Origin of the sequence: Bacillus sp. FJAT-29814 (assembly GCF_001510715.1) — a bacterium.
GTDB lineage: Bacteria > Bacillota > Bacilli > Bacillales > Cytobacillaceae > Neobacillus.
In genome coordinates this window covers 515239-528315 of sequence record NZ_LMTJ01000001.1, presented here as the reverse complement: position 1 = coordinate 528315, position 13077 = coordinate 515239, and the positions used below count along the sequence as shown (strand labels likewise).

Below are 13077 nucleotides of genomic sequence, written 5' to 3'. Positions count from 1 at the left end.
TTTATTTTCCACCTTCCAGCCAATCAAAACTTGCTTCACTTTTTCCACTCGGCGTATATTCAAGGCCTATGTAGCCTTCATAGATATCATTTAAATAATGAAATATTTCTTTGTAGTTCATTTCTCCTGTTCCTGGCTGATGACGCCCCGGAACATCCGCTATTTGAACATGCCCGATGATGTTAGCATATTGTTGAAATAGGCTAAGCGGATTTCCATGAATCCGCTCCATATGATAAAAATCAAACTGAAGCTTCACATTTGGCAAGTCCACCACATCCAATATCTCTTTTGCCTGATGAATATCATGTAAAAAATAACCCGGCATATCGTATGGATTGAGCGGTTCAATTAATAGCATTATCCCGTGTTTTGCCATTTCAGTTCCGGCAAAATGAAGATTATTCAAATAAACATCGCGAGCTATATCGTGCTCTCCGTTTGGGATAATACCAGCCATGCAGTGTATCCTAGAAACGTTTAAGTCCGCCGCATACTCAATTCCAATATGAACCGATTGTTTAAATTCGTCCACTCGTTTCGGGTCAGCAGCCAAACCTCGATCACCTTTTACCCAATTCCCCGGAGGCAAGTTTATTAGTTCCAGCGATAACATATTAAGTGAAAGTTCCCGCTGAATCTCTGCTTTGGTATTATGATAGGGGAATTGACACTCCACATGAGAAAATCCACAATCCCGCGCTTTCTTGAACCGCTCCAAAAAGTGAACTTCAGTGAAAATAGTTGAAAGATTCACAGCAAATTTATTCATGTACCACCATCTCCAGAATTTTCGGACTTTCATTCTATTCTACTAAATTTGGCAAAATCAGCAAGAACCATGAGATTTGTCAGGTAATTTATCCCTCGTCTTCACATGATTTCCTAGAATATAACATCTTGATAGGTATTTTGTCATAAACTTTCTTTTTATGTCATTTTGTTTATCTATTTAACACAAAATGTAACCTAATTGTCCTGTATTTATGATAATTAAACATGTTAGGGTATGTAATAGAGATTTTATTAGGAGGTAGCGCACATGACCATCATGTTGAAATCACTCATCGTAGCTTGTGCAGCTACAATGGCGATAAATGTCCAAGATCATACCGCTAAAGCAATAACAGAAAATCCAATTCAACATAGAACAAGTATTTCTGTCATTCATCCATTTACAATTGGGGAATTATATATACAGGAAGATTATACTCTTCATGACGCGGTACAAGCCATTGGTGATCTGTTTCATCCGCAAAAAGAGGTACAACTAGATTCAGCAAAACCTGTGATTAACGCCGTTGTTAATGCGGCTGTAGGGGTATTAGCCGATTCTTCAGACCAAGAAACGAAGGGCGTTGAAGAAAAAACAGAAACGCCAAACGGTTCACCAGAACCTGCAGAAACAGCGACTGAACCGGTTGCTACAGAAGTACTTGATGCTCAAGTAACGGAAACAGCAGACCCCGTCGAGCAACAAATGGAACCTGCAGAAACTGCAGTACAGGAAGTTGAGGCTCCGGCGGAAGAACCGACTGAACCTGCCATCTCTATTTCCGAACAGGAAAAAGATTTATTTGCTCGCTTAGTGGAAGCAGAAGCGAAGGGTGAATCGTATGAAGGGAAAGTGGCAGTTGCGACTGTCGTCTTAAATCGTGTGGAATCACCAGAGTTTCCCGATACGATAACAGAAGTGATTAAAGAAAAAACTGGTAAAGCTTATGCTTTTTCACCAGTGCAAAATGGTGAAATCAATAAACCGGCATCCGAAGATTCAAAGCAAGCCGTTGAAGAAGCTTTAAAAAGAGAAGATACTCTGAATAATTCCATTTATTTCTATAACCCGGAAATTGCCACTGATACCTGGATTCGCACTCGTCAAGCAGTGGAGACAATCGGTAATCATGTGTTTGCGAAATAAGTAAAAAAAGAGGCGTACCAAAATATTTTAGTTTGGTAAGCCTCCTTTTTATATTTTTATCATTGATTCAAAATGTTCTTTTACATATGGTAGGACTTTCTCAGGTGATTCAACATGAATAAAATGCCCGGTATCAGGAATGATTCCAATCCTTGCATGCGGGAATTGCAGCTCACGAGTTTTATAAGCAAAGTCAATTGAAATATACGGATCATTTTCGCCCCACAGGATCGTAACGGGTTTATTTATCACCGAAAGCTTTTGGTATGGTTCAATTAATTGCCGATTGGCGGAACGGTATAATTCCAAAATAACCTTTCTCGTTTCTGCGGTTTCAAAAATGGCATAAAAATCTTCTAGAATCACCTCTTCTACTGAAGGAATTTCATGTTTCATATTTGCCATCCAGGCTTGCTTATTTGCCATCGCTTCCACCACTTTTTCCCCTAACCCTTCCGTCCGCCATTTTTGTGCCAGAGGGTGCCATGTGTATCCTGGTATCAACGATGTATCGCTAATAATTAGGCTTTCCACTTTGTCTGGATGGTCACAAGCCCACCGCAACCCAATCAACCCGCCCCAGTCATGGACAACGAGATGAATTTTTTCTAATTCTAACGCTGCTATAAAATCATTGATAAATGTTAAGTAGTTTTCCCATGTTGACTCATTTGGGAAACGGTCACTCTGGCCAAAACCCGGAAGATCAGGTGCAATTGCCCGAAATCCCTGGGAAGCAATTTCTGGTATGATATGCTTCCATAGCATGCTTGATTCCGGAACACCATGGATCAGTAGGACTGGCGCAGCATTCTTGGAACCTTCATCCAAATAGGAAGTGGTTTGATTGTTTAGGGTTACTATTTTTTTATTAAGCATAATCAGTCTCCTTTTAAAAAAATCAATCCCCTAAAACATTCGTCAAATACCTGAAATTTCCTTTTTTAATTCAAAAAGCGAAGGATTTCACTCCCCCGCTTTATAAATCGGTCTATAGGATAGTGCCTAGCACAAAACTTTACTGCAAGTCAATTCTGGGCGTTGGCAGATCGGCATAACCCGAGACGAATTTTACTTGAAGCCCCTGTTCACCTATTGGTCGTTGAAACGTAATGGTCCCTTCCACCGTTTCACCAGGTTTTAACTCTCCCTGGCCTAAATAGGTGTCGATGTCAATTGTCGCTAATACATCCTCGTCAAAGGTTTGGCCTTTGTCGTCAACTAAGGCGAAAGAATAGGTATTATAGCGAAAATCTTTATCCCCGATATTTTCCAGCTTGACAGCAACAGTAATGTATTCACTCCCGCCTCTAGGTTTGGACTTTTCATTGCCTTTCGATTTTTCAACATTTGTTACCGTTAATAGTATCCACTTTTGCAAATTAATTTCCTCACCAATGGCATGTCCTTTTGGCTTTGATTTTTCCCCTTCAGTCGTTTCCTCCTTACTTGCTGGAACACTTTCTTGTTTTCCGGGTGATTCACCTTGATCACAACCAGCCAAAAAGACAGCAACAATGAAAAATCCAAATAAGAAGCCACTCCATTGACGAAAACGAAAATTATTCAAATTCATCCCCCCACATCAAAAATTTTAATAGGACCTGAAAGCTAGGCGGCAATAGGTTTACATTTTTGTAAACCTCTCCAATCATTTCTTCAAAATATATAAATTCATCAACTGGCACATTATAAGGGGATAAGCTAGGGGCATCATTTACATCCAATTCTTTATAGTATTTATTCTTTTGTTCGTATGCTGTTGCTAACATATCGAAACTTTTCGTCAATTCGGCACCATTAGATGACAATTCGGATGGGATCGGCATTTTTCTAAGGCTCTCGATAATGATTTCACCATCCGATATCACCTTGCGTCGCTGTAATTCCAGTTGCTGTATCGGCTTATTTTTTATCATTGAAGATAGTAAGGCGCCTTCTGATTGTTGTTGTTTTTTTACAAGTTGGACAACATCATCCTGAAGGTGGATGAGAGCAACCTGCTGCTCACGAATTGTCGGCATGCTTGCCTGGTTGGTATCGGTCTTCATAAAGCTCACAGCCAGAATGATGAGAAGGCTGGCCGCCAATACCAGGCTAGTCATATAAGAAAGTTTGTTCACGATCCGAGATGGCCGGGATTGAGCCGTTGCTTTTTTTAAAATTTTCTTTTTAAGAGATTTCGATAGTTCCATATCTTTAAAATACGTATCATCAAGGCTTTCCTTTAAGTATCGAAGATCATCTTTCAAAGTTCATCCCTCATTTCTTTCCCCAGTTTTTTAAACAATAGTCCCTTTCCTCGTTTTAATCTGGTCCGAATCGTGTTTTCATTTATTTGTAAAAATTTTGAGATTTCTTCCACACGGTAATTCTCATAATAAAATAGAATCATCACTTCTCGATACTTCACTGGCAAATTCAGAACGGCTGAGGCTAGCTCCTTTTTCTGCGACCGTTCCAATACATGCTCTAACACATGATCCTTCATGTCTTTTTGTTTCGGAGTAAAATCATGAAATAACAGGTTGCGAAACGACCAGCTTTTTAAATAGTCTTTACAAGTATTAATCGTAATCGAATACAGCCATGTTTTGACGGATGAATCGCCGCGGAATTTCTCCCAATTTTGAAAGCATTTGATAAAAACCTCTTGGGTAATGTCCTCCGCCACTTTTTGATCCTTCACATATGTAAACGCGAGTTTCAGCACCTTGTTGCCATAGGTCTCAATCAACTCTTCCAAAAGGGTTTCTTTTTTAATACTTGAGATGTCCAAGTGATGAGGGTCTTTTGGTTTATTAAGCTTCATCCTGCTCCCCCTTACTAACCTTCTATTCTTGATTGTTGCTTGTTTACGAATTCAAATCCACCCTTTGTTGGAAGGAGGCTTGCTTTTGGAATGTCCAGTTTTTTCTTGCGAGATACTTTTGAAAGTTGTTCCCCGAATATGTTCTCCTCAAGCTCTTTTTTCATCATGTTTACGATGAATATTACAATGAAAAATCCGCCTATCGGGACAAAAATGGTCCACGGCGCCATGTTAAAATCATTGAAATTCTGGGCAATTAGGCCCGCCCATTCCATCGATAATGAAGCCGGCTTTGGCGGTGGCTCCAGATAGCCAAAAATTCCGCCAACTGCTTGACCGCCAAGGAATAATCCAAATATGCCTAAGTGCATGGTAAGCTGCAATGTGCTTAATAGCTGCTGAACAAATAATAAGATTCCGTATGAACGAATGTACGGCATTAACTGTCTTCTAAAAATATGAAACTTGCTGGCCCCCATTAAGTAAGAGCTTTGTACAAAGGATTGCGCCAATAGTTGTTCTGTTATTTCACTAGCAAAAATCGTTACTGTCGGAATTCCGATAAATACCAACATCAAGACTTGAAAAGAAACAACGGAGGCAAGAGGCAAATCGGTAACTGCACCAATGGTTGGTCCCATTAAGACAATACCTAAAAAAATCAAAGGAATATATCTCATTGTAATAAAAAAATCTTTAAAATAGCTTTTTAGATATGGAGCCCATAAGGACATAAAAAGTCCGACCACACCGCCAACCAATACTCTGAAACTCGAGACAACAAAGGCGATAATCAGCGTAAATTTAGCACCATAGAGGAAAAGCAGATGCATATCTTGCCCATTTCGGTCCGTTCCCAGGATATGTTTCTCTGATGGCGGAAATGGAGCCTTATCCAGGATATTCCCCTGCTCATCCTTTACAAAGATTTGCTTATTAAAATCTGCCGGCCCGTAAGCGGGATACAAAAAACTGGCAGCTAATAAAAGGAGAAGGATGGCCGAACCGATGATGGTTTTCTTATATTCTCTCATAAGGTGAACCTTTCCTTTCGAGCGATTTTCCTCGAAACAGCAAATCCCAATGCTTCCATTATCAAGAGCGGCAGTGTAAACAGCAACAAACATAGGGCAGTTGCCGCGATATTTCCACCACGAAACAGAAAAAGTTCAAAGGTTTTTGTAAACCCAGGTATATTAAAAATAAATTCGATTAAATAAATATTAGAAAGAATAATCCAAATACTAGTACGCAGTTGTAAAATCATTTGTGGAAGAATATTCGGGAGAAGATGAACGAAAAGAAGCCCCATCCTTCCGATCCCCTTCGCCTTTCCGAACAAGACATAAATTTTACTCTCTTCCTCCTCAAGAACTTTTATTAAAAATTGCACAAACAAAAGCGTGGGAAGAAAAGAGATAGTGACAATCGGAACAAAATAGGGCCGATTCCCAAAAACTCCGTAAAGCTGCAAAAACTTTAAACCCGTTTTTTGATAGAGGGTAATGACGAAAAACATGAACAGAAATATGACAAACAAATCTGGGATACCCTCAATTAAATTTATCCCTTTCTTTATACGGTTTCTAATTTTTCGCGGAGATATTATAACCAAAAACGCCAAAAGAAGTCCGGCAAAAATCACAACCATGAGGCAGACGGCCAATAGAGACATGGAATAGCGATAGCTCTCAAAAAGAGGAAGCTGCGACAATATGTCAAAGTTTGCTGAATCCGCAAAATGGACAAAGAATTGGATGTCTTTATTAACTTCCGTCCAAAAAAACTTGGAGTTGAAGTTAAACAGTTTAGTTCCAAATGTTAAAATCGGAAGATTAAGTATTAGGATAAAACCTACTAACATCAGGGCAATCCTGACTGGCAGCTTTAATACATGTTTCATATGGTATCACCTCAAATACATTGTATAATTTTGGTATTTTTAAAATTAGACGACAGTAATGAAGTTTTCTGTTCATTTTTTAATAAAAAATTGAAAAAGCTTTCTAGGACGGTCTCCTAGAAAGCTTTTTTTGGAGAATATTTCAAGCTGAGGAAAGGAAAACTAATTTTGTTATGTGTAAATGGACTATCCTAGAAAGGACTAATGAATAATGGATGATATCCTTATCGCCCGATCCCTCTTTGGGACTACGATGGCATTTCATATTATTTTTGCAACAATCGGTGTCGGGTTGCCTTTAATGATTCTAACAGCAGAGCTGCTGTATCAAAGAACAAAAGATCAAGATTATGTAGTCATGGCCAAGAGATGGACAAAGACATTTGCTGTTTTGCTTGGTGTTGGAATCCCCACCGGGACAATTGCCGGCGTGCAATTATCCTTGTTATGGCCTGGCTTTATGGAAGTAATTGGTCGAGTTATGCCGCTGCCATTCCAAATTGAAATTTATGCATTCTTTGTAGAGGCGCTGTTTATGTCAATCTATGTCTATGCAGCAGAGAGAATTCCACCTTGGTTGCGAATCGTAAGTCTAGTGCTGGTTGCACTCGGTGCCTTAGCATCTGCTGTGTTGATTACAAATGTCCATGCCTTCCAAGGAACTCCAGCAGGCTTCCGTTATGAAGACGGAAAATTCCTTGATGTTAATCCATGGGCTGCCTTTTTTAATCCAAGCTTCTATGTTTCTGCCTGGCATGTCGGCGTTTCGGCCTACGTGGTTGGAGCATTTGTCGTAGCGTCTGTAGCTTCTTTTAAAATGTTGAAAAATTCTTTTGGCTCCAGAATTTATCTTTTTCACCAAAAAGCCCTAACAATTGGACTGACTGTCGGTTGTATCTTTGCGTTCCTGACCGCCATAAGCGGTCATACTTCCGCTCAATATTTGCATCGATACCAACCGGAAAAACTGGCAGCGGCAGAGGGCTTGTTTGAAACCCAATCACACGCCCCACTCGCAATTGGAGGGTTTACTGACCGGGAAACGGAAGAAGTTAAATGGGCAATTGAAATCCCCTGGGCATTAAGCTTTTTGGCGGATAACAGATTTGACACAGTTGTAAAAGGACTACACGACTTTCCGGAAGATGAATGGCCGCCCTTATTTATCCACACTCTGTTTAACGCGATGGTGGCAATCGGTTCTCTTCTGATCCTGATTCCGCTTCTAGTATTAGGCTGGAAACGGATTTTGAAAAAACATCATAATCCAAAATGGTTGCTGTGGGTTCTGGTTTCGACGGGCCCGCTTTCCGTTCTGGCAATTGAATTTGGCTGGATTTTCGCCTGTACCGGCCGGCAGCCATGGGTGATTTACCGGATATTATCGACCGCTGAAGCAGCAACGACTTCGAAGGGCTTGGGTACCCTATTCATTTTATTTAGCGGTGTCTATTTCATTTTGGCAGCTGCAGTTGTATTCGTTCTGCTCTTTTACTTCAGGAAAAATACCGAAGTGGATGATATAAAGCGGGCAGAACAAAAAAATGGGGAATTATTCAGTACTAATACATAAAGGGGAGGAAAACAAAATGCCAGATGCACTGATTGCGATTACCGTCCTGTGGGGATTCGTTTTCATTTACGCGGTCATGGCTACCATGGATTTTGGCGCGGGATTTTGGTCGATGTTCTACATAAATCACGAAACGACACGAGCAACAAACATTGCGAACCGCTATCTTTCACCCACTTGGGAGGTGACCAACACATTTATTGTGGCGCTCGTTGTTGCTTTAGTCAGCCTGTTTCCCAAGGCCACCTATACACTTGGCACGATCTTGCTTATCCCTGGAAGCATAATCCTGCTGCTGTTGGCCCTTAGAAGTGCATTTCTTGTCTTTTCAAATGCAATACCGGAATACAAAAAACCGTTAACGGTTATATCCGGGATCACAGGCATTATCATCCCTGGTCTGTTAATTAGTGTCCTGCCTATTACACATGGCCATTACGTGGAATATGAAGATGGGAACGCTACGCTAAATTTAGTTAAGTTATTTACTAGTCCAAATGAATATGCCTTTATCGGTTTTGCCATCAGCAGCAGCCTGTTTCTTTCATCTTTGCTGCTGGCCGATTATTCTAAAGTCTCGGATGAGATGGACGCCTATCGGGTGTATTTGCGCGATGGCCGAATTCTCGGTCCGATTTCATTGCTAATGGCATTTCTAATTATGCTGACACTAAAATATGAGGCTGCTTGGTTGTACAATCGAATGTTGGATAATCTGCCGCTTTTATTGCTATCTTTGGGGTTTTTTCTTTTGGTAGGTGTGGGTCTATATTTTCCAAACCCTTTTATGAAAGGGGTCAAAGGCATGCCTCGGCTTACTGTAATCGCTGCGACAGCACAGTATTTGGTGGCTAGCTATGTTTACGGCAAAGCTCATTTGCCGTACATTGTATACCCAAATGTCACGATACACTCCGCGTTTACCGATCCCAATTCATTCCGAGTGGTATTTATCACGTATATTGTTGGTTTCGCCATCCTATTCCCTGGTTTCTTCTACTTTTGGAGCCTTTTTATGAAGGATAAACGGTATTTAAAAGCAAAAAAGGATTAAGATCATCTTGTTCACTTTTTCATTCCATGAAAATATAACAAAACCATCAAGAACAAGATGAGTCCAATGCCGAAAATCTGACCTATTATTGATAGGAGCCAAAAAAGCCAGGATTTCCTGGCTTTTTTGATTCAGATATTTTTTATTTTCTAACAATCATATAAGTTGCGGTGCCAGAAGCTATTAATTTGCCCATTTCATTAATGATTTCAGCTTCGCCCAACACAAGATTTCTCCCTTTATGTTTAATCCTTCCTTTGCAGATTAATGTTTCACCCTTTCCGGGTCTTAAAAAGTTGGTTTTCAATTCCACTGTTGATGCTGCCTCATGCTCCTCAAGCATCGGCGTTAATGCTGTTCCGACGGCAGCGTCAATTAACGTAGCCTGAATTCCACCGTGAACACTTCCGTGGATTTGCAACAATTGTGGTGTAATTTTTAATTCCACTTCCGAATATCCTGGTATTGACTTCTTTATTTCCATACCAATATGTTTCCAAACCGGAGTATCCGCAATCTGCTGACTTCTTTTGGCTATTTCCATTCTAACCTCCAAGGTATTAATTGCAATATTCTAAATAGTTTGTCCCGTGAGGTTATTATAGTATTAATTTAAATGAGAAACCAGTTTTTAATTCGGTGGACTTTGATCCAAGACTGGGTACGGCCTGGTGCTCTGTGGTTAAGTGTCCAGGATATTAACCTTATATTGCTTTAGCCAACTATTTAATTGAATAAAATATGCGAGCAACTGCGGACCGGTCATGAGCTGCCCGAACCAAGGGGTTTTAAACGATGAGCCGTTTGAAGCGATAATGTCTTTGAGCTTCTGTTTGGAGACTAATTCAAGGATTGGGGAAGATTTTTGGTCAAGGATAGAGTTCAGCTTATTCTTTACGAGATTGGTATATTCAGGGTGATGGGTTTTTGGATAAGGGCTCTTTTTCCGGTATAAGACATCATCGGGAAGCACACCTTCCAGTGCCTTTCGCAATAACCCCTTCTCACGGCCATTCAGCATTTTCATGTCCCACGGAATATTCCAGGCATACTCGACCAGGCGATGGTCCGCAAACGGGACGCGAACCTCCAGACTAGCCCCCATGCTCATGCGATCCTTCCGCTCCAACAACGCCGCCATAAACCAAGTCATATTGAGATAAAACATCTCGCGGCGCCGAGCTTCCAATGAAGTCACTCCATCAAGTTCCGGCACCTCTTGCAGCGTTTCATGATAACGGTCCATAGCATAAGTTTTTAAATGTAATTTCTGCTGCCAAGAAGGGATTATCACCTGCTGCCGTTCATCCAAGGATTGCATCCACGGAAAACCTTCTCTTTGCAACAGGTCCTTTCGGTAAAACCATGGGTATCCGCCAAAAATCTCATCGGCACATTCACCCGACAACGCGACCGTATAGTCCTGCTTGATTCGTTCACAAAACCACAATAGGGATGAATCCACATCTGCCATCCCCGGCAAATCTCTAACCGAAACGGCATCCTCTAAGCGACCGATTAGCTCGTTGTTATCAATCACCTCTGAGTGATGAATCGCCCCTAAAAACTGCTGCATTTTTTCAATCCAAGGCTTATCTCGGTCAGGCTGAAACGATGTCGCTTTGAAAAATTCATCATTTCGTTCATAATCGATGGAAAACGTATGAAGCGTGCCCCGCCCTTCCTTGTTGAAAAAGTCGCTGGCAATTGCGCTGATGGCACTGGAATCCACTCCGCCTGACAAAAATGTGCAAACCGGAACATCCGCTACCAATTGACGCTCAACAGCATCTTTGACCAGAAATCTTACCTGTTCTATGGTCTCAGATAGTGAATGAGGATGCTCTTTGCTTTCCACATTCCAGTACCTTCTGATTCTGGCTCCATTTTTATCATAAATGAGGACGTGGGCTGGCCTGAGTTCGTAAATCCCGTGAAACACGCCGTGGCCCGGTGTTCGCGATGGCCCTAATGCAAGAATCTCCTGCAGCCCTTCCCGGTTTACTTCCGGCTTTACTGACGGATGAGCGAGGACGGCTTTTAATTCCGACGCGAACAGCAGCGAGCCATTTCCTTCTTTATAAAAAAGCGGTTTGACACCGAGGCGATCCCGGCCCATAAATAGCCTTTGTTTGACATGGTCCCAAATGGCAAATGCGTAAATGCCATTCAGGTGGTCAACACATTGTTCGCCCCACTCCATATAAGCCGTCAATAACACTTCTGTATCAGAGTGTGATTCAAAACGATGTCCACTCTTCAGCAACTCCTTGCGAATATCTTCCGTATTGTAAAGTTCACCGTTATAAACCATCGTATAGGTATGCCCGTTTTTCAATTTGGTCATCGGCTGTTTGCCTCCAATGGGGTCGACAACAACTAACCGTTTATGACCAAGTGCCACTTGCGGGGCAGACCAAATATTGGAGTCATCCGGCCCCCGCTTGCTTAGGGTTTCTGTCATCTTTCTAATGGTGTCCTGCTGTTTCGTGAGATCCTGTCTCCAATCAACCCAACCTGTAATACCGCACATGATGCATCCCTCTTTCTTAAAAATTCATAACCTTAGATGATTTTCATCATATGTAATGACTTTTAATCTAAACAATATTCGTTTTATATAAATTTAATCTCATATCGAGATTAATTAATGTGGGTTTAACATTTTTGAAAAAATAAAAAACTGCCAAAGGGTCTCCCCCTGGCAGCAAATTCATTTTACATATTTTCAATTTTTTCTTTTAAAACCTGTTTAAATCTCATCGGATCGTCCACGCGAATCGCAACCTTTGAATACTGTTTTTTCATCCCCATAATCAAAGTCGCTTCGAGAGGTTGCTTTAATTTTAGAATAACATCGGGATGGACTTCTTCCATATCTCGCGCAATGAAATCGATAGTATCTTTGGAAAGCTTTTGTTTTAATTGAGCTGGTTCTTCAATGATTTCTTCAATGTCTGACAAATTGATTTTCATTCGTTTCATTAGTCCAAGCGAGACATAAATGTTCTCCTCTGACACCACCAACGGATTATGACGCACAACCTGAATGTCGCCCAAAAAGAAAATAACCGTATAAACGTTCAGAATCAGCATAATAATCGATAATACTACTGACTTATCATGAAACAACCAGTGGAGTCCAACCATTTCAAGTACAGTCGCATGAATCAGCATGATTTGAAACGCGATTAAACTGGATTTTTGATGCAAGGTAAACATATTAGGACCGACAGGCGTTTTCTTTCGCCATGTCGTGAAAGCAAAGTAGTACATGAGCATTTCTGAGCAAATAACGCGAATAATCGGGTAGGACTTGACCTGCTTTTCTACGGCTGTTGAAAAAGAATACAGTACCGGCAGCGAACTTTCCTTTACGGAACGGACGATGTTCGGCATATATTGAAACAAAGAAACGAGAACCAAAATCTCCAGCAGGAGCAACCCGCCTTCAACGGCAAACCCGACCCATGTGATCGCTTCAAATGGAGCCAAATACTCCATCGGAATCAGGAATCGGACCAAAACCAGACCACCGGCAATCCCCAAAATGAGGTTTTTCCAATTCAATTTTCGTTTCCATGTCAAAAATAATACCGGAGCAATCAAGGCCAAATCTATCATCGATGCCAAAACCATTATATTAGTATTTTTTGGTAATGCCATGTCTCCAAATGCAGTATGGTATAAAGAATAATTTGCAGCTAACACAAACAGGAGCAGTATCAGCAATACATTTCGGTTTAGAGTCCTTTTTAACACCATAGAGGTCACCCTACCCTTTTTTCTTTAATTATACCATATATTACCTATT

12 protein-coding genes and 1 pseudogene are annotated in these 13077 nt (G+C 40.9%); 3 read left to right on the top strand and 10 right to left on the bottom strand.

Going from position 1 to position 13077, the window contains the following annotated elements:
* Position 1 precedes the first annotated feature (1 nt).
* Positions 2-772, bottom strand: coding sequence for a hydroxypyruvate isomerase family protein (locus AR334_RS02520; RefSeq protein ID WP_066304522.1), 771 nt, complete (start codon positions 770-772; stop codon positions 2-4).
* Positions 773-1552: 780 nt separating this feature from the next.
* Between AR334_RS02520 and AR334_RS02515 the strand changes: the two are divergent.
* Positions 1553-1921, top strand: a pseudogene (locus tag AR334_RS02515) (cell wall hydrolase); the annotation flags it as partial.
* Between the two features lie 48 nt (positions 1922-1969).
* Here AR334_RS02515 and AR334_RS02510 read toward each other — a convergent pair.
* The 6 genes from AR334_RS02510 to AR334_RS02485 form a co-directional block, all read right to left on the bottom strand.
* Complete coding sequence (locus tag AR334_RS02510) at positions 1970-2800, bottom strand: alpha/beta fold hydrolase (RefSeq protein WP_066304520.1); 831 nt, start codon at positions 2798-2800, stop codon at positions 1970-1972.
* A 139-nt stretch (positions 2801-2939) separates the two neighbouring features.
* Positions 2940-3491, bottom strand: coding sequence for a DUF4352 domain-containing protein (locus AR334_RS02505; protein WP_066304517.1), 552 nt, complete (start codon positions 3489-3491; stop codon positions 2940-2942).
* Entirely contained in the window at positions 3484-4173 is a 690-nt protein-coding gene (locus tag AR334_RS02500) for a hypothetical protein (RefSeq protein ID WP_066304515.1), read from the bottom strand. The genes AR334_RS02505 and AR334_RS02500 overlap by 8 nt, the downstream gene beginning before the upstream one ends.
* Positions 4170-4733, bottom strand: coding sequence for a sigma-70 family RNA polymerase sigma factor (locus AR334_RS02495; RefSeq protein ID WP_066304513.1), 564 nt, complete (start codon positions 4731-4733; stop codon positions 4170-4172). The genes AR334_RS02500 and AR334_RS02495 overlap by 4 nt, the downstream gene beginning before the upstream one ends.
* Positions 4734-4747: 14 nt before the next feature.
* The gene (locus AR334_RS02490; protein ID WP_066304512.1) at positions 4748-5767 is read right to left on the bottom strand and encodes a hypothetical protein; all 1020 of its coding nucleotides are present in this window, start codon (positions 5765-5767) and stop codon (positions 4748-4750) included.
* Complete coding sequence (locus AR334_RS02485; RefSeq protein WP_066304511.1) at positions 5764-6636, bottom strand: ABC transporter permease subunit; 873 nt, start codon at positions 6634-6636, stop codon at positions 5764-5766. The genes AR334_RS02490 and AR334_RS02485 overlap by 4 nt, the downstream gene beginning before the upstream one ends.
* A gap of 211 nt (positions 6637-6847) precedes the next feature.
* Here AR334_RS02485 and AR334_RS02480 point away from each other — a divergent pair, with 211 nt between their 5' ends.
* Positions 6848-8209: a cytochrome ubiquinol oxidase subunit I gene (locus AR334_RS02480; RefSeq protein WP_066304507.1), complete on the top strand. Its 1362-nt coding sequence runs from the start codon at positions 6848-6850 to the stop codon at positions 8207-8209.
* Positions 8210-8225: 16 nt separating this feature from the next.
* Positions 8226-9263, top strand: a complete 1038-nt coding sequence (locus tag AR334_RS02475) for a cytochrome d ubiquinol oxidase subunit II (RefSeq protein WP_066304505.1) — start codon at positions 8226-8228, stop codon at positions 9261-9263.
* A 142-nt stretch (positions 9264-9405) separates the two neighbouring features.
* Here the strand turns inward: AR334_RS02475 and AR334_RS02470 are convergent, their stop codons facing one another.
* From AR334_RS02470 to AR334_RS02460, 3 genes are all read right to left on the bottom strand, one after another.
* Positions 9406-9807 carry a PaaI family thioesterase gene (locus AR334_RS02470; protein ID WP_066304503.1) on the bottom strand — a complete coding sequence of 134 codons (402 nt, stop codon included), beginning with the start codon at positions 9805-9807 and terminating at the stop codon, positions 9406-9408.
* A gap of 138 nt (positions 9808-9945) precedes the next feature.
* Positions 9946-11796 (bottom strand): asparagine synthase (glutamine-hydrolyzing), encoded by a 1851-nt coding sequence (gene asnB, locus AR334_RS02465; RefSeq protein WP_066304501.1) that lies wholly within the window; start codon positions 11794-11796, stop codon positions 9946-9948.
* A 185-nt stretch (positions 11797-11981) separates the two neighbouring features.
* On the bottom strand, positions 11982-13028 hold the full coding sequence (locus AR334_RS02460) for a beta-carotene 15,15'-monooxygenase (protein ID WP_066304499.1): 1047 nt from the start codon (positions 13026-13028) through the stop codon (positions 11982-11984).
* Positions 13029-13077 lie beyond the last annotated feature (49 nt).

Coding starts and splice junctions, on each gene's coding strand:
- asnB (WP_066304501.1), bottom strand. CDS start 11,796: ATGTGCGGTATTACAGGTTGGGTTGATTGGAGACAGGATCTCACGAAA.
- AR334_RS02480 (WP_066304507.1), top strand. CDS start 6,848: ATGGATGATATCCTTATCGCCCGATCCCTCTTTGGGACTACGATGGCA.
- AR334_RS02510 (WP_066304520.1), bottom strand. CDS start 2,800: ATGCTTAATAAAAAAATAGTAACCCTAAACAATCAAACCACTTCCTAT.
- AR334_RS02490 (WP_066304512.1), bottom strand. CDS start 5,767: ATGAGAGAATATAAGAAAACCATCATCGGTTCGGCCATCCTTCTCCTT.
- AR334_RS02495 (WP_066304513.1), bottom strand. CDS start 4,733: ATGAAGCTTAATAAACCAAAAGACCCTCATCACTTGGACATCTCAAGT.
- AR334_RS02460 (WP_066304499.1), bottom strand. CDS start 13,028: ATGGTGTTAAAAAGGACTCTAAACCGAAATGTATTGCTGATACTGCTC.
- AR334_RS02485 (WP_066304511.1), bottom strand. CDS start 6,636: ATGAAACATGTATTAAAGCTGCCAGTCAGGATTGCCCTGATGTTAGTA.
- AR334_RS02520 (WP_066304522.1), bottom strand. CDS start 772: ATGAATAAATTTGCTGTGAATCTTTCAACTATTTTCACTGAAGTTCAC.
- AR334_RS02470 (WP_066304503.1), bottom strand. CDS start 9,807: ATGGAAATAGCCAAAAGAAGTCAGCAGATTGCGGATACTCCGGTTTGG.
- AR334_RS02475 (WP_066304505.1), top strand. CDS start 8,226: ATGCCAGATGCACTGATTGCGATTACCGTCCTGTGGGGATTCGTTTTC.